This is a genomic window from Streptomyces sp. GB4-14 (assembly GCF_022696125.1).
GTDB classification, from domain to species: Bacteria; Actinomycetota; Actinomycetes; order Streptomycetales; family Streptomycetaceae; genus Streptomyces; species Streptomyces werraensis.
Genome location: NZ_RZHO01000001.1, coordinates 121,089 through 144,612 on the forward strand (window position 1 = coordinate 121,089; position 23,524 = coordinate 144,612).

The window sequence follows — 23,524 nt, forward strand, 5'->3', positions numbered from 1 at the left end:
GACGGTGCTGCTACACGTATCCACGGTCGATCAAGGCGTACAGATCGTCATCACTGCGACTTTCCGGGCGCTCGTCGGGCGCTGTGCCCCGGGCGGCGTCCGGGCCCGTCGCCGGGGCGGTGTCCTGGGCCGTCCCCGCCGCCGTGTCCGCCGGGCCGGGGTCGGCCGGCGTCAGGAGGGAGAAGAGGTGCCGGGCGAGTTGCCGGGGCGTGGGGTGGGTGAACGCGACGGTGGCCGGCAGGCGCACTCCGGTCACCGCGATGAGCCGGTTGCGCAGCGTCACCACCATCGAGGAGTCGAACCCCAGCGCTTTGAAGGTCTCGCCCGACCGCGCCGCGAGACCGTCGCCGACGAGGCCGGCGTCCTTCGCCGTCAGCAGCGCTTCGGTCTGCGCGTGGACGAGTGCGCGGACGGACGCCTCCGAGGCCAGGTCGGGCCGCTCGGCGGCCGCGTCCGGGGCGGGGGCCTCGTCCGGCGCGGTCAGCCAGTACCGCTGCCGCTGGAAGGGGTAGGCGGGCAGGCCGATCCGGCGCGGCCGGGCCGCGGCGAACACCGTCTCCCAGCTCACCGGCACGCCCCGCACGTGCAGTTCGGCCGCCGACGCGAGGATCTTGGCGGCGCCGCCTTCGTGCTTGTCGAGGGTGTTCACCACCAGGGGCGGGCTCGCCAGCGCGTCGGCGGTCTCCTCCATCGCCACCTGGAGCACGGGATGCGGGCTGACCTCCACGTACACACCGCCGCGCGAGCGCATGAGCCCGCCGACGACCTCCCCGAACCGCACCGTGGAGCGCAGGTTGTCGTACCAGTACGCGCTGCCGAGGGCGCGGGGGTCGAGCCGTCCCGCGGTGACCGTGGAGTGGAACTCCACCGGGGTCCGGCGCGGCGTCACGTGCGCGGCGGCGGCGAGCACCTGCTCACGGATGCGCTCGACCTGATGGGAGTGGGAGGCGTAGGCGACCTTGAGCCGCCGCGACCGCACACCGTCCGCGGCGGCCGCGGCGGCGAACTCGTCGAGGGCCTCCAGGTCCCCGGAGATCACCACGGAGGCCGGTCCGTTGACGGTGGCCACGGACAGCCGCCCGGGCCACCGGGTCAGCCGTTCCTCGACCTCGGCGAGGGGCGCGGCGACCGCGTGCATCCCGCCGAGGCCCGCCAGCGCGGTCAGGGCCCGGCTGCGCAGGGCCACCACCCGGGCCGCGTCCGGCAGGGAGAGGGCGCCGGCCACGCAGGCGGCGGCCATCTCGCCCTGCGAGTGCCCCACCACCGCGTCGGGGACGACGCCCAGGGACCTCCAGACGCGGGCCAGGGACACCATCATCCCGAACAGCGCCGGCTGCACCACGGCGTCCCCGGCTTCCAGCGAGGGCGCCGGCCCGGCGCCGGTCACCAGGTCCGTCAGGGACCAGTCCAGCCACGGTTCCAGTGCCCGCGCGCAGTCGTCGATCGCACGGGCGAAGACCTCCGACTCCGCGTACAGCCGCCGTCCCATGCCCAGCCACTGCGAGCCCTGGCCGGGGAAGACGAAGACGACCGGTCCCGTCGGTCCGCCGGCCACCCCGCGCACGGCGCGGGGCGCGTCGTCGCCCGCCGCCAGCAGGCCGAGGCCGGTCAGCGCCTCCTCGCGGTCGGCGCCGAGCACCACGGCCCGGTGAGCGAACGCCGTCCGTGTGGTCACCAGCGAGTGGCCCACGTCGGCCGCCGTGAGCGAGGGGTCGGCGGCCACGCGGTCGCGCAGCCGTGCCGCCTGCTCCCGCAGGGCCGGTTCGGAGCGCGCCGACAGCACCCACGGCACCGCACCGGGGACGCCGGGCGCCGGGTCCCCGGCCTCGGTCCCGGTCAGCGGTGCGGGGGCCTGTTCGAGGATGACGTGGGCGGTGGTGCCGCCCATGCCGACCGAGGTCACGCCGGCCCGTCGCGGCCGGTCCGGGGTGTCCGGCCAGGGGCGCGCGGTGCGCAGGATCTCGAAGTCGTCCTGGAAGTCGGGGATGTCGGGGTGGGGGGACCGGTAGCCGGGGTGCGGGACCAGCCGGGCGCGGTCCAGGCAGAGCGCCGCCTTCACGAAGCCGACGATCCCGGCGGCCGGCTCCAGGTGCCCGACGTTCGCCTTGACCGAGCCGATCACCAGGGGGCGGCTGCGGCCGGTGTGCCGGATCACCTCGCGCAGGCCGGCGACCTCGGCCGGGTCGCCACGCCGGGTGCCGGTGCCGTGCGCCTCGACGTACTCGACGCCGTCGAAGGGGAGGTCCGCGCCCTTGAGGGCGGCCAGGACGGCCGCCGCCTGCCCGGCGGGGCTGGGGTCCGGTATCCGGGAGGTGGCGCCGCCGCTGCCGACGCCCCAGCCGCGGACCACCGCGTAGACGTGGTCGCCGTCGGCCCGCGCCTGGTCGAGCCGCTTGAGCAGGACGAACGCCCCGCCCTCGCCGCGCACGAAGCCGTCCGCGCGCGCGTCGAAGGGGAAGCAGCGGCCGTCGGGCGACAGGGCGCCCAGGTTCGCCAGGCCCAGTCCCGCTTCCGGGTCGGCGATCAGGTGCACGCCGCCCGCGAGTGCCAGGTCGACCGCGCCGCTGCGGATCCGTTCGCAGGTCAGCGCCAGGGACACCAGGGAGGAGGACTGGCCCGAGTCCGCGCACAGGCTCATGCCCCGGACGTCGAACAGGTGCGAGATGCGGTTCGCGATCAGCGCGCCGCTCGACCCGAGGGCGGCGTAGTGGTCGTCCCGGTCGCTGCCGGTCAGCCTGCGCAGCAGGTCGTACCCGGAAGGGCCGGCGCCGACCACGACGTCGACCTCGCGGCCGGCGAGCGCGCTCGCCGGAACGCGGGCGTCCTCGACGGCCTCCCAGGCCAGCTCCAGGCCCAGCCGCTGCACGGGGTCCATGGCGGCCGCCTCCGCCGGGGGGGTGCCGAAGAACTCCGCGTCGAAGCCGTCGACGGCGTCGAGGAACGAGCCGGTGTTCACGGTGGCGGAGTCCGGGTGGGGCGTGCGGTCCGGGTGGGGCGTGCGGTGCTCGGGGAACGTGCCGAAGGTCGACCCGCCGTCGAGCAGCAGGCGCCAGAAACCGTCCACGTCGTGCACACCGGGAAAGCGGCACGACATCCCGATGACGGCGATGTCGTGGGCTGCGCCACTCATGCGAATTCCCTCCGGTTCCCTCGGTTCTTTCGGCGGACCGCTCTCGCGGGCGGCGGTGCCTCGTTCATCGCCAACGGGTCAGCACGTTCCGCAGCTCGTCGGGCGCGTCCATGAAGTCGTAGTGGCCGCCGTCGACGGCCAGGAACTCGACCGAGTCCGCGTACCGCCGCCAGCCCTGGAGCCGCTGAAGGCTCAGGTCGGGGTCGTCGCGCCAGTGCAGGACGACGACGGGGCAGGGCACGGGAGCCGGTTCGGTGCGCCGGTAGGCGGCCGCGGCAGCGTGGTCGCGCAGCAGCACCATCAGGCCGAGGCCGACCAGATCGGGCCGGGGTTCGAGGCCCCGGCCGCGCAGGAACGTCTCGACCTCGGCGCGCAGTTCGGGCTCGGTCAGGGCGAGCATCCGGTCGTGCGCCGTCTCGTGCGGGGGCAACTGCCCGGACACGAACAGGCACGCGGGTGCGGGCAGGCCGAGTGCGGCCAGCCGGAGCACGGTCTCGTAGGCGGGCAGCGCGCCCGCGCAGTGGCCGAAGAACGCGTACGGCACGTCCAGCAGGGGCCGCAGGGCCTCGGCGACGCCGTCGGCGAGGTTCTCGTAGGTGCCGTAGTGGGGGTGGGCCAGCCGGTTCTCACGGCCGGGGAACTGCACCGGGCAGAACTCGGCGTCGCCGAGCGCGGCCGGCCAGGCGCTGAAGGCCGAGGCCCCGGACCCGGCGAAGGGGAAGCCGAAGATCCGGGCGGCGTGGCCGGCGGCCGGCGGCCGGACGAACCACGGCGACGCGACGGTGCTGGACAGCGAGGTCATGGCGTCCGCCGTTTCTGGGCGCTGATGGGCAGGTGGGTCATCCCGGCGATGAAGTACGACCGCAGGTGCTGCGGTTCGCCGGCCAGGTCGATCGAGCCGAAGCGCTGGAGCAGTTCCTCGAAGAAGACGCGCAGGGTCAGGCGGGCCAGCGGCGCACCGATGCAGAAGTGCGGGCCGAATCCGAAGGCGACGTGGCGTTTGGCGTTGGTGCGTGTGAGGTCGAAGGTGTGCGGGTCGGGGAAGCGGGAGGCGTCCCGGTTGGCCGAGCCGATCCACGCGACGACCGCGCCGCGGGCGGGGACGGTGCCCCCGGCGATCTCGACGTCGTCCACCGCGTACCGCATGAAGTTGCACGCGGCCGAGGTCCAGCGCAGCCCTTCCTCGACCAGGTTCGGGATCAGCGTCGGGTCGGCCTGGGCCTTGTCGAACTGCTCGGGCCGCTCGATGAGCGCGTGCACCGTGCCGGAGACGGTGTGCGGGGTGGTGACGTTGGCGCCGAGCAGGATGCTGTAGCCGTCGAGGGCGATCTCCTCGTCGGACAGCGCGGCGCCGCCCGGGCGGACGTTCATGAGGTGGTGCAGGAGGCTGTCGTCCTCGAAGCCGGTCCTGCGTCGGGCGCGGACCCAGTCCCTGACGTAGGAGACCAGTTCGTGGTGGGCGATGGCCAGGGTGGCCGCCTCGCTGCCCTCCAGGAAGTGCGGGTCCGAGGGGGCCGTCACCATCGCGGTGAGCTGGACGAGTTCGGCCCAGTCCTTCTCGGGGATCCCCAGCAGAGGCCCGGTGACCATGGCCGGGAGGAGCAGTGCCCGCTCGGCCAGGTCGAAGGGCTCACCGTCGAGCGCCGGTTCCAGGAAGGCGGCGATCGTCCGCCGGACGGAGTCCTCCCAGGACTTCACCGCCCGCGCGGTGAGTTTGACGCCGAGCGGCCGGCGGACCTCGGTGTGCCGCGGCGGGTCGGTGGAGGTCAGCAGCACGCCGGCCGCGACGTCGTCCGTCCCGAGGTGGGTGGGGACGGTGCCGCGTTCGGAGGTGAACTCGCGGTGGTCGCCGAGCACGCGGCAGACGTCGTCGTAGCGGGTCACCGACCAGAACTCCCGGCCGTCGGGCAGGACCTGGTGGTGCAGGGGCGCCTGCCGGCGCATCACGTCCCAGACGGGGTGCGGGTCGCCGCCGGTGTACAGGTCCAGGTCGAACAGGTCGACGTCGTCGAGGTCGGGGCCGCGTGCGGGACCCGGCGTCAGCCTCACGTCCCCGCCCTCCCCTCTTCGATCAGCTCGGCGATCCGCGTCGGGGTCCCCGCCAGGTAGAAGTCGCGCACGGAGAGCTGGACGCCGTAGTCCTGGGAGACCCGCTCGATGATCTTGATGCCGGTGAGTGAATTGCCGCCCAGCGCGAAGAAGTCGTCCTCCGCCCCGACCTCACGGCCGCCCAGGCATTCTCCCCACAGCGCGGCTATTTCCTGCACCAGGGAAATCGGTGCACTCGAAGGTGCGGCCTTTTGTTCCATCGCCATTTTCCTTCCTCCGCCGAGCTCTGCTCCGGTGTCCCGCCGGCGGGACAGCGTCCCTTGAGGGCCGGGTGAACGGCCGCGTCGAGTGTCGCGTGGACCGGGGCCCGCTCCCACCGGGCCGGCGGGCCACCGGCCCGCGTCGGCCGGTGGGTTGAGGATGACCCGGCGGCCTTGCATGCTGACACCCCCGGAGCACCCGCGCCCCGTGACCGTCCCGCCGGCGGGACGGGGCGAGCGGAAAGTCGAGTGGAAAGCGACAAAGGGCGCTCGAGGCGTACTGGAACGCCACTGGAGAATCACTGGAAAAGCGCGCGGGAAAAGCACGGAAAAGACACGGGAGAGCCCGGAACGAGCGGGGAACAAGAGGGGCGGACGACGTGGGAGACACCGGCATGGACGCGGACGTGGTCGTCGCGGGCGCCGGGCCGACCGGCCTGATGCTCGCCTGTGAGCTGCGGCTGGCGGGCGCCGACGTGGTGGTGGTCGAACGGCTCGCGGGGCGGACGGGCGAGTCACGGGCCGGTGGCATCCACTCCCGCACCCTGGAGGTGCTGGACCAGCGCGGCGTCCTGGACCGCTTCCTGGCGGAGGGCCAACTGCAGCCGGTGGGCCACTTCTCCGGGCTCTACGTGGACTTCGACGAGTCCGAGTCCCGGCACCCGTACCCGCTGATGATCCTCCAGTCCGCCGTCGAGCGGCTGCTGGAGGAGTGGGCGGTCGAACTCGGCGTGCGCATCCGCTGGTCGGCCCCGGTGAACGGCGTCCGCCAGGACGCGGACGGGGTGACGGTCGGGCTGCACACCCAGGAGGCGGCGTCCGCGACGCTGCGCGCCCGCTACCTGGTGGGCTGCGACGGCGGGCGCAGTACCGTGCGCAAGCTGGCGGGCATCGGCTTCCCCGGCACCGAGCCGACGATGACCGCGCTGGTCGGCGACGTCGAACTGCCCGACCTGCCCGAGGAGTACGTCTGGGTACGCCGCCGCCCGGCCGGCGACTACTCGGCGATCGCGTTCGAGCCCGGCTGGTACCGGGTGATCACCTCCGAGTACGACCGCGTTCCCGGCCGGGACGAGCCGGTGACGTTCGAGCAGCTCAGGGAGTCGCTGATCCGGGTCGCGGGCACCGACTTCGGCATGCGCGAGCCCCGGTGGATCTCCCGGTTCACCGACGCCGCCCGGCAGGCGGACCGGTACCGGGCGGGCCGGGTGCTGCTCGCGGGCGACGCGGCGCACATCCACTTCCCGGCCGGGGGCCAGGGGCTGAACACGGGCGTGCAGGACGCGGTGAACCTCGGCTGGAAGCTCGCCGCGGTGGTGCGCGGCCAGGCGCCCGAGAGCCTGCTGGACAGCTACCACGCCGAGCGCCATCCCGTCGGCGAGCGCGTGCTGCACAACACCCGCGCCCAGTCGGCGCTGGTCCGCCCCGGCGCCCAGACGGACGCGCTGCGCGAGGTGTTCGGCTCGCTCATGGTCATCGACGACGTCAACCGGCAGCTCCGCCACATGCTGAACGCGCTGGACATCCGCTACCCGGCCGACGGCGACCACCCGCTGGAGGGCCGCCGGGTCCCCGACGCCGATCTCGACACGGCCGACGGCCCCGCGGCCGTCCACGAGTTGCTGCACGCCGCCCGGCCCGTCCTGCTCGAGCTGGGCGGCAGCGCCGAGGTGGCGGCGGCCGTCAAGGGCTGGGCCGACCGGGTCGACCTGGTCGAGGCGCGCAGCGCGGACGACCTGTGGACGGTCCCGGCCATCGGCGACATCCCCGCTCCCGCCGCGCTGCTCATCCGCCCCGACGGCCATGTCGCCTGGGCTGCCGAGGCCGGCCGGACGCCCCGCCTCGCCGCGCTCCGCACCGCCCTGACCACCTGGTGCGGCCCGGCCCTGCGGGGGTGAGGAGCGGTCCGCCCACCGCACCACGACGGCGCCACGCCGCACCGTCCCGGCGCCGTGCCGCCCCGCCCCGGGCGGCGCGGCGCGTCTGGTGGCAGCTCACCCGGCTTGCATATGGCGTCATGGTGGTACCACCATGACGTCATGGACCTCACGCCGTACGTCGACACCCTCCGCCGCACCCTCGCGGTGGCCGCCGAGGCCGGCGGGGACGATGCCCGCGAGCTGGCCGACCGGCTGACCGCTCCCCTGGAGTCGTCGGCGCGGCTGACCATGCTCAGCGTGCTGTCCGCCGCGATGGACGAGATCACCCGGGAACTGGCCCCGGGCTCGGTCGACGTACGGCTGCGCGGGCTGGACCCGGACTTCGTGGTGACCCTGCCGCCGGCCGAGGGCGAGGGAGCCGGGCAGCCGGCCGCGTCCGCCGAACCGCTGCCGGCCGCTGCCCCGCCCGCGGGCGAGGAGGGCGGCACCGCCCGCGTCAACCTGCGCCTGCCCGCCCGCCTCAAGGCACGTGCCGAGGAGGCAGCCGCGCGTGAGGGCCTGTCGGTCAACGCGTGGCTGGTGCGTGCCGTGTCGGCCGCGGTGGACGGCGGCGCCCGCCCGCCGGCCGCGGAGAAGACGGCGCGCACCGTCGGGCAGAGCTTCACGGGCTGGGTGCGCTGACCGCGCCCGCCTCCCGCACCACGTCACCCACCTCACCAGACGGGACCGCCATGCCCTCCTTCGACACCCCCGAGGCGATCTCGGTCACCGCGCGCGTGGAGGCCGGGTCCATCCAGTTCACCGCCGGCGAGCGCGCCGACACCGTCGTCGAGGTGCGGCCCCGCGACCCTAAGAAGGACCTGGACGTGCGCGCGGCCGACCAGACGGAGGTCGCGTACGCGGGCGGCGTCCTGACTGTGCGCACCCCCAAGCCGGGCCTGTTCGGCCGCACCGGCACCGTCGACGTGACCGTCGGCCTGCCCGCGGGCTCGCGCGTCGACCTGACCGGCGCCTGGACGCAGGTGTTCGGCGAGGGCCTGCTGGGCGAGGTCCGGGTGAAGACCTCCTCCGGGGACGTCCGGCTCGACGGGACCGGGCCGCTGACGGTCACCGCCTCGCACGGCTCCGTCAGCGTGGACCGCGTGACGGGGGCGACCGAGATCACCACCAGCTCGGGCAGTGTGCGGGCCGGCCTCCTGGACGGTCCGGCCGTACTGAAGAACTCGCACGGCACCACCACCGTGGGTGCGGCCACCGGCGAACTGCGGGTGGGCGGCGCCCACGGCGACATCGACATCGCCCGCGCCGAGGACTCGGTCACCGCCACCACCGCGCACGGCGCCGTGCGGCTGGGCGAGGTGGCCCGGGGCACCGTCCAGCTGGAGACGTCCACCGGCGCCATCGAGGTGGGCGTCCGCGCGGGCACGGCCGCCTGGCTCGACGCCCGTTCCGCCTCCGGGCAGGTGCGCAACGCCCTCACCGCCTCCGGCGCGCCGGAGGATGCCGAGGACACGGTCACGATCCGGGCCCGCACCCGGCACGGCACCATCCACGTGCGCCGCGCCACGCCCTGAGGCTTCCCGGCGGGCGGCTCAGGGGGCCGTCCGCGTCCAGGTGACCGGCAGGGCGTGGACGCCGTAGATGTTCATGTCGGTCCGCAGCGGCACCTCGTCGGCGGGGACGGCGAGTTCCAGGGTCGGGAAGCGGCGCAGCAGTCCGCCGAAGCCGGCGCGCATCTCGATGCGGCCCAGTTGCTGGCCGAGGCACTGGTGGACGCCGTGACCGAAGGCCAGGTGGCCGCGGGCCCTGCGGCGGACGTCGAGGGTGTCGGGGTTCTCGAAGCGGCGGGGGTCGCGGTTGGCGGCCAGCAGGGAGACGACGACGGTCGAGCCCTTGCCGATGGTCTCGCCGCCCAGTTCGAGGTCCTCCGTGGCGTACCGGTAGAAGATGTCGGCGACGGACAGGTAGCGCATGAGTTCCTCGACGGCGTCGGGGATCAGCTCCGGATCGGCGCGCAGGGCGGCCATCTGCTCGGGGTGCTCCAGGAGCGCGAAGGTGCCGAGCGCGAGCATGTTGACGGTGGTCTCGTGGCCGGCGAGCAGCAGCAGGAAGGCGCAGCCGGTCAGTTCCTCGACGGTGAGGTCCTCCTGCCGGGCGAGGTCGGACAGGATGTCCTCGCCGGGTTCGGCGCGTTTGCGGACGACCAGTTGGGCGAGGTACCCGGTCATGGCGCCGTAGGCGGCCATCTTCTCGTCGAACGCCTGGTCGCGGACGAGGAACTTGGCGGTGTTCGTCTGGAACGTCGCCCGGTCCTCGTAGGGGACGCCGAGCAGTTCGCAGATGACGAGCGAGGGCACCGGCAGCGCGAACTCCTCGACCAGGTCGACCGGCGGGGTGAGCCGTGCCAGGGCGTCGAGCTGCCGCTCGGCGACGTCGACGATGTGGTCCTCCAGCTCCTTCATCCGCTTGACGGTGAAGGCGCCGGTGAGCCTGCGCCGCAGCTTGGTGTGGTCCGGCGGGTCCATGGCGATGAAGACGCCCGGGATCTGCGGGGAGGGTTCGGTGGGGACGGGCATGCCGGGGACCTCGTAGGGCACGTGCAGCACGCCGAGGTCCTGGCGGGAGCTGAACCGGGTGTCGGCCATGAGCCGGCGCACCTCCTCGTAGCCGGTGACCAGCCAGCCCTGGTGTCCGTCGGGGAAGTGCAGAGGGCTGACCGGGCGGGCCGCGCGCAGCCGGGTGATCGCGCGGGGCGGGTCGAAGGGGCCCGCGTCCCGCTCGGTGGGCAGGCCGTTCGGGACGGGAACCGTCTGGCTCATCGCATTTCCTTTCGCAGCACAACCGGGGCACCGGCCAACGCCAGCGAACTCCACCTTGGCACACTGGTAGCGCCAAACCGAGCCATTCTGGCCCCGTCGCGCGCCGCGTGAGGAGCACGGGGACGCCCGCCAGCGCTGAAGCAGCAGGCCAGGGCGCCGCCGAGCCCGTCCGCCAGCATGACCGGAAATCGCCATCCGACCTCTGCAGGGGCCCCGCGCTCGCAAAAGTGCCTCGACTTGGCGTCATTGGAGTGCCACTATGGCACCACAACGATGCGAAGTGAGTCGGAAGGAGGGCGGGACCATGACGACACCACCGTGTCGGCCGCAGAAGGCACCCGTCGCCCTCGTCGCCGCTCGCTTCGTGCTCTGCGGCGGCGGGGTGGGGCTCGCCTCCGGCTTCGCCGTGGCGGGCCTCGCCGCGGTGCTGCCCTGGGCGCTGGCCAACGCCGTGATCACCGTGGTGTCCACGCTCCTCGCCACCGAACTGCACGCCCGCTTCACCTTCGGCACCGGCGGACGGGCGACCCGCCGCCAGCACACGCAGTCGGCCGGGTCGGCCGCCGTCGCGTACGCGGTGACCTGCGCGGCGATGGCTGTGCTGCACCTGCTGGTGGCAGCGCCCGGCGCGGTGCTGGAGCAGGCCGTCTTCCTGTCCGCCTCTGCGCTCGCCGGGGTGGGCCGGTTCCTGGTGCTGCGGCTCGTGGTCTTCGCCCGGGACGCTCGCACAGCGCGGCGCCGCCCCGGCGGCGGATGCCTGGCCGGGGCGGCGCTGGAAGGAATGCCGGGCGGTCCGGCCCGGGTCACGCTCGCGTCGTGAGCGGCCACCGGTCAGCGGCCCGCGCGGTGTCCCGGCGGCCGGGGCGTGGGCCCGCGCCGTCGCCGGATCCCGCACCGCACCGTACGCGCGGGGCCCTCAGGGGCGGGCGGCGGCGCCGGCCCCGCGTTCGCGGGCCGACTCCCTCTCGATCACGTCCAGCACCTGCCGGCCGCGGTCGACCAGGTACATGTGGTCGCCGGGGAACTCCACGTAGTCGAACCCGGCCGTGGTCGCCGCCCGCCACTGCCGGGCCTCCTCGGCGGTGACCAGCCCGTCGTGGTCGCCCCGCAGCGAGGTGACCGGAACCCGCACCGGGTCGTCGGTGCTGGGCACGTAGGCCTCGTGCATCTCGCAGTCGGCCTGGAGCGTCGGGAGGATCAGCTCCCGCATCTCCGGATGGTCGAGCGCCTCGTGCCGGAACCCGGCGAACTCCTCGACGCGGGCGAGGAACTCGTCGCCCTCCAGACCCGCCGCCCGCCGCTCGCGCTGCGTCCACGGCCCCGGCGAGCCGCTGACGACCAGCCGCTCGACGGGCACCCCCCGCGCGCTCAGCAGGTGCGCCAGCTCGTAGGCGAGCACCGCGCCCAGGCTGTGCCCGAACAGCACGGTCCGCGTCCCCTCACCGAGGTCCGCGACGATGTCGTCGATCTCGCCGCGGGCCGCCTCGACGACGTTGCGGTACGGCGGGTCCAGGAACCGCCTTTCCCTGCCCGGCAGTTCGACCGAGGTCACCCGCCACCGCCCGGCGGCCAGGTCCCGCCACGGGTGGAAGAACGAGGGCCCCGCCCCCGCGAACGGCACGCACAGCAGCGTGGTCTCCTCCCCGTGCCCCGCGGGCACGCCAGGATCCGTCACCACGACCAACCTCCGTCATCCGTCAGACGTCGCTGAAAGTTCGCTGGGCGCGCATGCGCTACGCCAGCTTCCGGTGGAAGACCTCGAACATCTCCGCCACGGGTCCCGGCATGTGCATCTCGTGGTGCGTGACCGCCACGTCGTGCACCTCCAGGGACCCCTGGACGTAGGGCCGCCACAGGTGCGCGTAGGAGGTGTCCTCCAGCGTGGCGTTGAAGTACACCAGGTCGCCGCGGTAGACCGGCGACTCGAAATCCATCATCAGGGCCGTGTTGTTGGCCAGTACCTTCGACATGGTGTCCAGGAACTCCTGCCGGTTGCCGGTGCGGATGTACTGGCCGAAGTCGTCCTCCAGCTCCGCCCGGAAGTCCGACGAGTCCTTGCCGGCGTGCACCTCCTCGAAGCCGTGCCCGCCCGGCTGGGCGTCCAGGACGGCCACCAGGGCGATCTCGTGGCCGCGCCGTTGCAGGGCGTCCGCGACGGCCTGGACCACGGAGCCGCCGTAGGACCAGCCGATGAGGTTGAACGGACCCTGCGGCTGGGTCTTCAGGATCTGGGCGACGTAGTCCTCGATCATCTCCTCCACGGACGTGGCCAGCGGCTCCACGCCGTCGGAGCCGCGGGACTGGAGCGCGTAGGCGGCCCGGTCCTGCAGGTGCAGCACGAAGCTGTAGTACGCCCAGCCCAGACCGCCACCGCCGTGGACGAACCACACCGGCTTCTTGCCCGTGCCGGGGTCCTCGTTCAGGGGCAGGACGACCGCGAAGGAGTCGGCGTCGTCGTCGGGGGTGCCGCCGGCGAGCATCAGCGCGGCCAGTTCGGCCACCGTGGGGTACCGGATGATCGTCCTGATGGGGATGTCGATGTCGAACCGGTTGCGGATGCGGACGCTGAGCCGGGTGGCGAGCAGCGAGTGGCCGCCGAGCGCGAAGAAGCCGTCGTCGACGCCGACCCTCTCCAGGCCGAGCAGCTCGGCGAACAGCTCGCACAGCGCGCGCTCGTAGGCGTTGCGCGGCTCCCGGCCGGCCGCGGTCGTCGTCGCGTCCTCCGCGGGCAGGGCCCGCTTGTCGACCTTGCCGTTGGAGGTCAGCGGGATCTCGGTCAGCACGGTCACCGAGGACGGCACCATGTAGTCCGGCAGGCGTCCGCGCAGGTACTCCGTCAGCTCCTCTCCCGAGACGGCGGCACCGGACTCGGGCACCGCGTAGGCCGCCAGGCGCTTGTCGCCCTCCTGGTTCTCGCGGACCAGGAGCACCGCCTGCGCCACGTCCGGGTGCCCGGCCAGCGTGTGCTCGATCTCGCCCAGCTCGATGCGGAAACCGCGGATCTTCACCTGGGAGTCGGCGCGGCCCACGTACTCGAGGTTGCCGTCGCGGCCCCAGCGGACCAGGTCGCCGCTGCGGTACATCCGCTCGCCCCGCCCGCCGAACGGGCAGGCCACGAAGCGTCCCGCGGTCAGGCCGGGCCGGCCGTGGTAGCCGCGGGCCAGGCCGTAGCCCGCCACGTACAGCTCGCCGGTCACGCCGGCCGGCACCGGGCGCAGGTGCGCGTCCAGGACGTAGGCGCGCAGCCCCGGGACGGCGGGGCCGATCACGCCGGCCCGGTGGCGGGCGGCGGAGTGCTCGTCCAGGTCGACGCGGGTGACGTGGACGGTGGTCTCGGTGATGCCGTACATGTTCACGAGCACCGGCGCTTCGGCGGCGTGGCGCGTGTACCAGTCGGTGAGGCGGTTCAGGTCCAGGGCCTCGCCGCCGAACACCACGTACCGCAGCGCCAGGTCCTGGCCGGGGGCGTCGGCGTCGGCCTGGGCCAGTTGGTAGAAGGCCGAGGGCGTCTGGTTGAGGACGGTGACCCGCTCGCGGGCGAGGAGCCGGAGGAAGTCGGCGGGGGAACGCGAGACGTCGAAGGGGACCACGACGAGCCGTCCGCCGTGCAGCAGCGGGCCCCACAGCTCCCACACCGAGAAGTCGAAGGCGTAGGAGTGGAAGAGGGTCCACACGTCGTGGGCGCCGAAGCCGAAGTCCCGGGTGGCGGTGAAGAGCCCCACCACATTGCGGTGCGGGACGGGCACGCCCTTGGGGCGGCCCGTCGAACCGGAGGTGTAGATGACGTATGCCGGGTGCGCGGGACGCAGGGCCGTGCGGCGCTCGGCGTCGGTGAGGTCGGCGGCGGACCGCGCGTCGAAGTCACCGGCCTCGTCGAGGCGGACCACGGGGAGGTCGTGCGCCAGGTCCAGAACCGCGCCCGTGGTGACCAGCAGGACGGGCGCCGCGTCCTCGACGATGTAGGCGATGCGGTCGGCCGGGGAGTCGGGGTCGATCGGCAGGTAGGCGCCGCCCGCCTTCAGCACCGCCAGCAGCGCGACGACCAGCTCCGCCGAGCGCTCCAGGCAGACCCCCACCAGGGACTCGGGGCCCACTCCCTCGTCGACGAGATGGCGGGCGAGGCGGTTGGCCCGCGCGTTCAGCTCCCCGTAGGTGAGCGCGGTGTCCTCGTGGACCACGGCGGTCTCGTCGGGCCGCCGGGCCGCCTGCCGTTCGAACAGCTCCACCAGGGTGACCTCGTCGACGGGGGCGCCGGCGGGGTTCAGCTCCACCAGCAGCCGCTCGCGCTCCGGGCCGCTCAGCACGTCGACGTCCCCGACGCGCATCTCCGGGTCGGCGGCGAACTGCTCCAGCACCCGCACGAGCCGGGCGGCGATCTCCTCGGCCGTGCCGCGGTCGAACAGGTCGGTCGCGTACTGGAGGTCCCCGCTCAGCGCCCCCGTGCCGTCCACGGCCAGGAAGAAGGTCAGGTCGACCATGGCGGTCGACGGGACGGCCTGCTCGAACCGCATCTGGAGGCCGGGCAGGGTGAGGTCCGGCTTCTCGTAGCTCTGCCAGGAGAAGATCACCTGGAACAGCGGCTGGTACGCCGCGGAACGCTCGGGGTTGATCGCCTCGACCACCACGTCGAACGGCACGTCCTGGTGCTCGTAGGCGCTCAGCGCCTTGTCGCGCACCTGCGCCAGCACTTCCGTGAAGGACGGGTTGCCGGAGAGGTCGGTGCGCAGCACCTGGGTGTTGACGAAGCATCCGATCATGTCGGCCAGCGCCTCGTCGGTGCGCCCGGCGATCGGGGAGCCGATCGTCACGTCCTCGCCGCCGCCGAGTGTGCCCAGCAGCACCGCCAGCGCGGACTGCACGACCATCGACAGGCTCATCCCGCGCGCGTCGGCGAGCTTCTGCAGCCCGGCCGCCACCTCGGGGCCCGCCTCGATGCCGACGGTGTCGCCGCGGGTGCCGGCCTCGGCGGGCCGCGGCCGGTCCAGCGGCAGGTTCAACGGCTGCGGCACGTCCGCGAGTTCCTTGCGCCAGTGCTCGATCTGCGTCGCGGCGAGGCTGTTCGGGTCGGCCACGTCGCCGAGCACCTCACGCTGCCACAGCGCGTAGTCCTTGTACTGGAGCGGCAGCGGCTCCCACGCCGGCGCCCGGCCGTCCCGGCGCGCGGTGTACGCCTCGACCAGGTCCCGCATCAGCGGCGCGCTGGAGCTGCCGTCCGAGGCGATGTGGTGGATGACCAGGACGAGGACGTGCTCCTGAGGCGAGCAGCGCAGCAGGGCGGCGCGGAAGGGCAGATCGGCCGTCAGGTCGAAGCGGTGCGCGACGGCCCGCTCCACCTCGGCGGACAGCCCCTCGGGCGTCACCTCGGCCACCGGCACCCGCAGCGCCGCCTCGGCCATCGGCAGGATCCGCGCGTACGGCTCGCCGGCGTCGTCGGTCCCGTAGGTGGTGCGCAGGATCTCGTGCCGCTCGACCACGTCGTGGATCGCCGCGACCAGGGCGTCCTGGTCCAGGGTGCCGGTCAGCCGGAAGGCCGCCGATATGTTGTAGGTCGCCGCGCCCCGCTCCAGTTTGTGCAGCAGCCACATGCGGCGTTGTGCGAATGACAGCGGAATCATTGCTTCACTCCTTGGTGAACATCTGGCGCATGCTGGGGCGGCGGGGGGCGGCCGAGGCCTCGGACCACGCGGCGAGCGCGGCGACCGTCGGCTGGTCGAAGACCTGGCGGATGGGGATCTCGATGCCCAGTTCGGCGCGGGCGCGGCTGATCAGCCGGGTGGCGAGCAGGGAGTGCCCGCCGAGCGTGAAGAAGCCGTCGTCGAGACCGACCCGGTCCACGTCGAGCACCTCGGCGAACAGCTCCGCCAGGGCCTTCTCGCGCGGGGTGCCGGGCTCGCGGTAGGGGGCGCCGGTGAACTCCGGCTCGGGCAGCGCGGCCCGGTCCAGCTTGCCGTTGGGCATCAGCGGCAGATGGCCGAGGAGCACCACGGCGGACGGCACCATGAACTCGGGCAGCCGCTCGGCGACGAACCGGCGCAGTTCCTGCACGGTGGTCGCGCCCGACGACACGGCGTACGCGACGAGCCGCTTGGCGGCGCCGGCGCCCCGGGCGACGACGGCGGCCCCGGTGACGTCCGGGTGCGCGGTGAACGCGGCCTCGACCTCGCCGGGTTCGACGCGGAAGCCGCGCACCTTGACCTGCGTGTCCGCGCGGCCCACGTACTCCACCTGACCGTCGGCGTTCCAGCGGGCCAGGTCGCCGGTGCGGTACATGCGCGCGCCGGGCGGGCCGTAGGGGTCGGCGACGAACCGTTCGACGGTCAGCGCGGCGCGGCCGTGGTAGCCGCGGCCCACGCTGCCGCCGACGTACAGCTCGCCGACGGTGCCCTGCGGCACGGGGGCGAGGCCGGGGCCGAGGACGTAGGCGCGCATGTTGCCGAGCGGCGTGCCGACGGGCGCGTTGCCCGTCGCGTCCCGGGTGTCGCCGGTGACGGTGCCGGTGGTGGCGTAGAACGACTCGCTCTGCCCGTAGGCGTTGACGACGCGGACGCCGGGGAAGGCGTCGCGGACCTTCTCGACGAGCGGGACGGGCAGGGCCTCGCCGGCGAAGACGACGGTCTCCACCGAGGTGCGGTCCGCGATCCGGTCGACGAGTTCGGCGAAGGCGGACGGCACGGTGGAGACGACGGCGCCGCTCCAGCTCGCCCGCTCCCCCAGCACCAGGACGTCGCGGACCAGTTCGACGATGCCGCCGGTGGCGAGCGTGGTGAAGATCTCGAACGCCGAGACGTCGAAGTTGACGGAGGCGCCGGCCAGCATCCGCTTGCCCGGTCCGAGTCCCACGCGGGAGGCGAGGCGCAGCACGCCGTTGACCACGTTGGCGTGGGTGATGGCGACGCCCTTGGGGGTGCCGGTGGAACCGGAGGTGTACATCACGTACGCCAGTTGCCGCGCGTGCACCCGTACCGCCGGATCCGCGGGGCCCTCGCCGGGGTCGCGGTCGAGGTCGAGTGTGTCGACGCGGACGTGCGGGGCGTCGTGCTCCGGCAGGGTCCCGGCGGTGGCGGAGTCCGTCAGGACCAGGCACGGCCGCGCGTCCTCCAGGATGGCCCGCAGGCGGTGGCCGGGGTAGCGGGGGTCGACGGGCAGGTAGGCGCCGCCCGCCTTCAGCACCGCCAGCAGGGCGACCACCAGCTCCGCCGACCGCGGCAGCGACACGGCGACCAGCGACTCGGGGCTCACGCCCCGGCGGACCAGTTCCGCGGCCAGGCGGCCGGCCCTGGTCTCCAGCTCGCGGTAGGTGAGCGTCACGTCGTCGGCGACGACGGCGGTCGCGTCCGGGGTGCGGGCCGTCTGTTCCTCGACGAGCCCGCCGACGGTGGTGTCCGGGGTGGGGGCGGCCGTGTCGTTGAAACCGGTGAGCAGTCGGCGGCGTTCGTCCGGGCCCAGGGTGTCCAGGCGGGCGGCCGGCAGGTCGGGCGCGGTGGTGAGCTGCTCGACGACCCTGACCAGACGCGCCGCGTACGTCTCGACCGTCTCGCGGTCCAGGACGCCCCTGGCGTACTGGAGGGTGAGCCGCACCTGGGGTTCGACCAGCGCCATCAGGGTCAGCGGGTAGTTGGTGCCGGTGTCCGCGGTCATGCCGGTGAGGGCGATCCCGGCGGTGGCGTCCAGGGCGGCGCCCAGGCCCTCCTGGTCCACCGGGTACGACTCGAAGACGACCAGGGTGTCGAAGAGGGACTGGAGTCCGGTGGCCCGCTGGATCTCCGTGAGCCCGAGGTGGTGGTGGTCCAGCAGGCCGGCCTGGCGGTCCTGGAGCCGGGTGAGGACCTCGGCGAGGGTGTCCCCGGGCGCGTGGCGGACGCGGACGGGGAGGGTGTTGATGAACAGTCCGACCATCGACTCCACGTCGGTCACCGCGGGCGGGCGCCCGGAGACGGTCGCGCCGAACACCACGTCCTGGCGGCCGGTGAGGTGGCCGAGCAGCAGCGCCCACGCGCCCTGCACCAGGGTGTTGACGGTGACGCCCAGACGGGCGGCGTGGCGGCCGAGGTCGCGGGCCGTCGCGGGCGGCAGCGGGACCTCGACCGTGCCGAGGCCGTCGTCGCCCGCGGCCTCGGCGCCGGGGACGAGCAGGGTGGGCTCCTCCAGCCCTTCCAGTTCGGCCGCCCAGGCCCGGGCCGACTCCTCCCGGTCCTGCCGCGCGCGCCAGGCCAGGAAGTCGCCGTAGCCGCGGGCGGGCGGCAGGGCGGCCCGGTCGCCGTCGAAGGCGTAGAGCAGCAGCAGGTCCCTCATCAGCAGGGGCGTGGACCAGCCGTCGAACAGGACGTGGTGGGCGGTCATCACCAGTTCGGTGCGGTCGGGGCCGAGGACGGCGAGGGCCAGCCGGAACAGCGGCGGGGCGGCCCGGTCGAAGTGGGCGGCCCGGTCCTCGGCGAGGAACCGGTCGAACGCCCCGGTCGCCTCCGCGCCGGCCCCGGTCAGGTCGAGGTGCCGCCAGGGCAGCGTCACCTCGCGCGGGACCACCTGCACCACGTCGCCGTCCGCCTGCTCGACGAAGGCGGCGCGGAGACTGGCGTGCCGGTCCAGCAGTGCCTGCCCGGCGCGGCGCATCCGCCACGGGTCGATGTCGCCGGACAGGTGGAACACCATCTGCATGTGGTAGGCGTCGAACGAGGACGCCCCGGCGAGCATGGTGTGGAACAGCATCCCGGACTGCGCCGGGGTCACCGGCCACACCTCGGCCAGCGGGCCGAACCGGGCCTCCCAGGTGTCGATCTCCTCCTGCGCCACGTCGACCAGCGGCGCGTCGCTCGGGGTCAGTCCGCCGGCGTCGGGGACCGCGGCGTGCCGGGCCAGGGCGGTCAGCGCCTCGACCCACAGCGCGGCCAGCTCGGTGACCTCGTCGCGGGAGAGCACCCCGGTCGGGAAGCCGAACCAGACGGTCAGTTCGTCGCCGGCGGGGGTGGCGGTGGCGACCGCGTTGATCTCCAGCGCCGACAGCACCGGCATGTCGGCGTCCGGGGCGGCGATCAGGTCGCGGTGCGTGGTGTCGGGAGTCCAGCCCAGGCCACGCAGTTCCTCGGGGATGTCGGCCGCGGAGGACTTGCCGAGGTAGTTGAACCCGATCTCGGGCGGGCGCAGTCCGGCGAGGTCGGCGGCGGTGGCGGGGTTGAGGTGGCGCAGCAGGCCGTAGCCGACGCCGTTGCCGGGGACCGCCCGCAGCTGCTCCTTGACGGCTTTGACGGCCCGGCCGGCCGCCGGGCCGCCGGCGAAGGCGTCCGCCACGTCGACGCCTGCCAGGTCAAGGCGGACCGGGAACATGGCGGTGAACCAGCCGATCGTCCCGGACAGGTCGGCGCCGGGCACCAGGTGCTCCTCCCGGCCGTGTCCCTCCAGCCTGACCAGCGCGGCCGAGCCGGGCACGCCGCGGGTACGGCGCCAGCGCACCAGCGCCAGCGCCAGGGCGGCCAGCAGCCCGTCGTCGGCGCCGCCCCGGAACACCGAGGGCACCGTGTCGAGCAGCGTCCGGGTGACGTCCGCCGGCACCTGGACGCGCACGGTGTCCACGGTGGCGGCGACATCGCGGACGGGATCCAGGGCGCGCGCGCCGAGCGGGGCGTCCTCGCCGCGCAGGATCTTCTGCCACCGGGGCAGTTCCGCCACCCGCTCGGGGGCGGCCGCCTCGTCGGCCAGAGCGTGCGTCCAGCGGCGCAGCGAGGTGCCCGCCCCGGCACGCTCCGGCGGGAGCCCGTCGCGGACCCGCTGCCAGGCGGACACCAGGTCCGGCAGCAGGATCCGCCACGACACCCCGTCGACGACCAGGTGGTGCAGCACGATCAGCAGCCGGTCCGCCTCCGTGGCGGAGGTGAACCGCACGAACTGCGCCATGACGCCCGCGTCGGGGTCCAGCCGGCCCGCCGCCGCGTCCAGTTCGGCCTGCGGGTCGGAGCCGTCGCGGGGGACCTCGCGCAGCGACAGGCCGGCGTCCACGGTGCCGGCCGGGGCGATGCGCAGGCCGGGTCCGGTGCGGTCCAGCCGGGACCTCAGGGCGTCGTGGCGGTCCAGTACGGCCTGGAGCGTGGCGACCAGTTGCCCGTGGCCGATGTCCTCGGGCAGCGTCAGCAGCGCGGACATGCAGAACCGGCCGATGGAGCCGCCGAGTCCGAGGACATGGGCCGCGGTCGGCGGCAGGGGCGCCCAGCCGGTGCCGCCGCCGGGAAGCTCCGCCAGGCGTACCGGCTCCTCGCGGCGGCGGCCCTCGACGAGTTCCGCGAGCCGGACGACCGTGCGGTGCTCGAAGACCTCCCGGGTGCCGACGACGACGCCGCGCGTCTTGGCCCGCGCGACGACCTGGATGGAGCGGATGCTGTCGCCGCCGCTGGTGAAGAAGTCGTCGTCGATGCCGACCCGTTCGGCGCCGAGCACGTCCGCGTACACGTCGGCGAGGATCCGCTCGGTCTCGGTGCGCGGCGCACGGTACTCGGCACCGGTGAACTCCGGCTCGGGCAGCGCGGCCCGGTCCAGCTTGCCGCTCGCGGTCAGCGGCAGCCGGTCCAGCGCCACGACGAGGGCGGGCACCATGTAGTCCGGCAGCCGCTCGGCGGCGAACCGCCGCAGCTCCGCGACCGGGACGGGGCCCGCGTCCGCGCCGTCCTCGGCAGGGGCGGGTACCACGTGACCGACGAGGCGCGCGGTGCCGGCGGGGTCCTCGCGGACCGTGACGACGGCCTGGCCGACCGCGGGGTGCCGGACGAGGACCGCCTCGATTTCGGTGGGCTCGACGCGGATGCCGTTGACCTTCACCTGGGTGTCGGCGCGTCCCGCGTAGGTGAGCCGGCCGTCGCCGTCCCACCGCGCCAGGTCGCCGGTGCGGTACATCCGCGCGCCGGGCTCGCCGAACGGGCAGGGCACGAACCGCTGGGCGGTGGCCGGGCCGTCGAGGTGGTAGCCGCGGGCGAGCCGGCCGGCGACGTACAGCTCGCCGGTGACGCCGGGCGGCACCGGGGCGAGGTCCGGCCCGAGGACGTGGGCGCGCATGTTGGCGAGGGGGCGGCCGACGGGGACCGCGCCGGTCCCGTCCGGCTGCCCGGGGAGGGTGTGCGTGGTGGCGTAGAAGCTCTCGGTCTGCCCGTAGGCGTTGACGACGCGGACGCCGGGCAGGGCGTCGCGCACCGTGCGCACCAGGTCGGCGGTGAGGGCCTCGCCGGCGAAGACGACGGTCTCGACGTCGAGACCGCCCGCGCCCAGGCCCGCGGCGGCGAGCTGGTCGAGCAGTGCGGAGAACACCGTGGGCACGGCGCTGATCGTGGTGCCCGACCACGCGCCGCGCTCGGCGAGTTCGAGGACGTCGCGGACGATCTCCACGGTGGCTCCGGCGGTGAGGGCCGTGAAGATCTCGAAGACGGAGACGTCGAAGTTCACGGACGTCGCGGCGAGCATCCGCGACCCCGGGCCGACGCCCACGGTGCGGCGCAGGTCCCACACGCCGTTGACGACGGCGCCGTGCGTGACGGCGACGCCCTTGGGGGTGCCGGTCGAGCCCGAGGTGAACATCACGTAGGCCAGGTCGTCCGCCGAGACACGGACGTCACGGCGGCCCTCGCGGCCGGCGCCGGTGGCTGGGTCGTCGAGGCGCAGGTCGTCCAGGTTCAGGACGGGCGCCGGGGAGCCGGTCACGACCGCCGCCGCCTCGCCGCCGGTCAGCACCAGCGCCGGACGGGCGGTGTCCAGGAGCAGGCCGATCCGCGCGGACGGGTAGGCAGGGTCGACCGGCAGGTAGGCGCCGCCGGCCTTGAGCACGGCGAGCATCCCGACCACCAGGTCGGCGCGGCGGGGCAGGGCCACGGCGACCAGGACGTCCGGTCCGACGCCGTGCTCCCGCAGGAGTGCGGCGAGCCGGCCGGCGCGGGCGTCGAGTTCCCGGTACGTCAGTTCGGTGTCCGCGCACACCACGGCCGTGGCGTCGGGTGTGCGGGCGGCCCGCTCGGCGACCAGTTCCGGCACCGTCGCTCCCGGCACCGGGGCCGCCGTGTCGTTCACCCGTGCCAGCAGGTCCCGTTCGGCGTCGGTGCGCACGTCCACGGCGGCCAGCGGCGCCCCGGGGTCGGCGACCACCTGCCGCAGGACGCGCGCGAAGCGGTCGACGATCGCCTCGGCGGTGGCGTGGTCGAACAGCTCCGTCGCGTACTCCAGGCGCCCGTAGGCGCCGCCGTCCGCGCGCGGGACGACGTTGAGGAAGAGGTCGAACTTGGCGGTCCCGGTGTCCGCCGCGACGGGTGTCGCCCGCAGCCCCGGCATCTCGATGGGCGGCCACACGAACTGCCAGGCCAGCATCACCTGGAACAGCGGCTGGTAGGAGGTGGCACGCTGCGGGCCCAGCAGCTCCACCAGCCTCTCGAACGGCATGTCCTGGTTGTCGTAGGCGGCCAGGGCCTTGTCCCGCACCTGTTCCAGCAGGGCGACGAAGGACGGGTCGCCCGACAGGTCGGCGCGCAGCACCCACGTGTTGACGAAGAATCCGATCAGTTCGTCGAGCTGCTCGTCGGCGCGTCCCTCGATGGGGCTGCCGATCGTCAGGTCGGTGCCGCCGCCCAGCTTGTGCAGGAGGACCGCGAGCGCGGCCTGCGCGGCCATCGGCGGCGTGGCGCCGTGCTCCGCGGCGAGCTTGCCGAGCCCGGTGAGCAGCTCGGGTTCCAGTTCGAAGGCGACATGGCCGCCGCGGTGGTCGGACATCGTCGGGCGGGGCCGGTCCAGGGGGAGCTGGACCGGCTGCGGCACTCCTTCGAGTTCCCTGCGCCAGTGGTCGATCTGCCCGGCGGCGACCGACTCCGGGTCCGCCTCGTCGCCCAGCACCTCGCGCTGCCACAGCGTGTAGTCCTTGTACTGCACCGGCAGCGGCTCCCACTGCGGCGCGGCGCCCCGGTGGCGGGCCGTGTACGCCGACACCAGCCCTTGGAGGAACGGCGCCATGGAGGCGCCGTCGACCGCGATGTGGTGGAACACGAACGCGACGACGTGCTCCCGCGGGGCGAGCCGGAAGACGGTGGTGCGCAGCGGCAGCTCCGTCTCCAGGTCGAAGCCCCGGCCGAGTTCCTCGCCCAGCGCGGCGTCCAGCGCGTCCGCGGCCACGTCGACCACCAGGAACGGGACGGCCGCCTCCCGCGGGGGCAGGATCCGCTGCTCGGGCGTGCCGTCCGCGTCCTCGGCGACGAGGGTGCGCAGCGTCTCGTGCCGGGTCACGACATCCGTGACGGCCGCCGCCAGAGCCGCGGTGTCCAGCGGCCCTTCCAGACGCAGTACGAAGGGGATGTTGTAGGTCGCGGAGGGGCCTTCCAGACGGTGGAGGAACCACAGCCGGCGTTGGGCGAACGACAGCGGAATCATCGG

Annotated in this window: 12 protein-coding genes; 4 read left to right on the plus strand and 8 right to left on the minus strand. The window is 74.2% G+C overall.

Annotation, left to right across the window (positions count from 1 at the left end):
• Nucleotides 1-10: 10 nt before the first annotated feature.
• The 4 genes from ELQ39_RS00460 to ELQ39_RS00475 form a co-directional block, all read right to left on the minus strand.
• The gene (locus tag ELQ39_RS00460) at nucleotides 11-3,130 is read right to left on the minus strand and encodes a type I polyketide synthase (protein ID WP_242590495.1); all 3,120 of its coding nucleotides are present in this window, start codon (nucleotides 3,128-3,130) and stop codon (nucleotides 11-13) included.
• A 64-nt stretch (nucleotides 3,131-3,194) separates the two neighbouring features.
• Nucleotides 3,195-3,932 (minus strand): alpha/beta fold hydrolase, encoded by a 738-nt coding sequence (locus ELQ39_RS00465; RefSeq protein WP_190005712.1) that lies wholly within the window; start codon nucleotides 3,930-3,932, stop codon nucleotides 3,195-3,197.
• Nucleotides 3,929-5,179 carry a cytochrome P450 gene (locus ELQ39_RS00470; protein ID WP_242590497.1) on the minus strand — a complete coding sequence of 417 codons (1,251 nt, stop codon included), beginning with the start codon at nucleotides 5,177-5,179 and terminating at the stop codon, nucleotides 3,929-3,931. The genes ELQ39_RS00465 and ELQ39_RS00470 overlap by 4 nt, the downstream gene beginning before the upstream one ends.
• Complete coding sequence (locus tag ELQ39_RS00475) at nucleotides 5,176-5,445, minus strand: phosphopantetheine-binding protein (RefSeq protein WP_242590499.1); 270 nt, start codon at nucleotides 5,443-5,445, stop codon at nucleotides 5,176-5,178. The genes ELQ39_RS00470 and ELQ39_RS00475 overlap by 4 nt, the downstream gene beginning before the upstream one ends.
• A 389-nt stretch (nucleotides 5,446-5,834) precedes the next feature.
• Here ELQ39_RS00475 and ELQ39_RS00480 point away from each other — a divergent pair, with 389 nt between their 5' ends.
• The 3 genes from ELQ39_RS00480 (at nucleotide 5,835) to ELQ39_RS00490 (ending at nucleotide 8,893) form a co-directional block, all read left to right on the plus strand.
• On the plus strand, nucleotides 5,835-7,337 hold the full coding sequence (locus tag ELQ39_RS00480; RefSeq protein WP_277994598.1) for an FAD-dependent monooxygenase: 1,503 nt from the start codon (nucleotides 5,835-5,837) through the stop codon (nucleotides 7,335-7,337).
• A gap of 141 nt (nucleotides 7,338-7,478) precedes the next feature.
• Complete coding sequence (locus ELQ39_RS00485; RefSeq protein ID WP_225640936.1) at nucleotides 7,479-8,000, plus strand: toxin-antitoxin system HicB family antitoxin; 522 nt, start codon at nucleotides 7,479-7,481, stop codon at nucleotides 7,998-8,000.
• A 50-nt stretch (nucleotides 8,001-8,050) separates the two neighbouring features.
• A complete protein-coding gene (locus ELQ39_RS00490) occupies nucleotides 8,051-8,893 on the plus strand; it encodes a DUF4097 family beta strand repeat-containing protein (RefSeq protein WP_190005716.1) in 843 nt (280 codons plus the stop codon).
• An 18-nt stretch (nucleotides 8,894-8,911) separates the two neighbouring features.
• Here the strand turns inward: ELQ39_RS00490 and ELQ39_RS00495 are convergent, their stop codons facing one another.
• Entirely contained in the window at nucleotides 8,912-10,138 is a 1,227-nt protein-coding gene (locus tag ELQ39_RS00495) for a cytochrome P450 (RefSeq protein WP_190005717.1), read from the minus strand.
• A 304-nt stretch (nucleotides 10,139-10,442) separates the two neighbouring features.
• Between ELQ39_RS00495 and ELQ39_RS00500 the strand changes: the two genes are divergently transcribed.
• The gene (locus ELQ39_RS00500; RefSeq protein WP_225626561.1) at nucleotides 10,443-10,958 is read left to right on the plus strand and encodes a hypothetical protein; all 516 of its coding nucleotides are present in this window, start codon (nucleotides 10,443-10,445) and stop codon (nucleotides 10,956-10,958) included.
• A gap of 96 nt (nucleotides 10,959-11,054) precedes the next feature.
• On the opposite strand, the gene ELQ39_RS00505 is transcribed toward ELQ39_RS00500, so the two are convergent.
• Genes ELQ39_RS00505 through ELQ39_RS00515 form a run of 3 tightly spaced genes read right to left on the minus strand, consistent with a single transcriptional unit; the run spans nucleotide 11,055 to nucleotide 23,521 of the window.
• On the minus strand, nucleotides 11,055-11,816 hold the full coding sequence (locus ELQ39_RS00505; protein WP_225640938.1) for a thioesterase II family protein: 762 nt from the start codon (nucleotides 11,814-11,816) through the stop codon (nucleotides 11,055-11,057).
• A 55-nt stretch (nucleotides 11,817-11,871) separates the two neighbouring features.
• The gene (locus ELQ39_RS00510) at nucleotides 11,872-15,753 is read right to left on the minus strand and encodes a non-ribosomal peptide synthetase (RefSeq protein WP_242590503.1); all 3,882 of its coding nucleotides are present in this window, start codon (nucleotides 15,751-15,753) and stop codon (nucleotides 11,872-11,874) included.
• Nucleotides 15,754-15,757: 4 nt separating this feature from the next.
• Entirely contained in the window at nucleotides 15,758-23,521 is a 7,764-nt protein-coding gene (locus tag ELQ39_RS00515) for a non-ribosomal peptide synthetase (RefSeq protein ID WP_242590515.1), read from the minus strand.
• Nucleotides 23,522-23,524 lie beyond the last annotated feature (3 nt).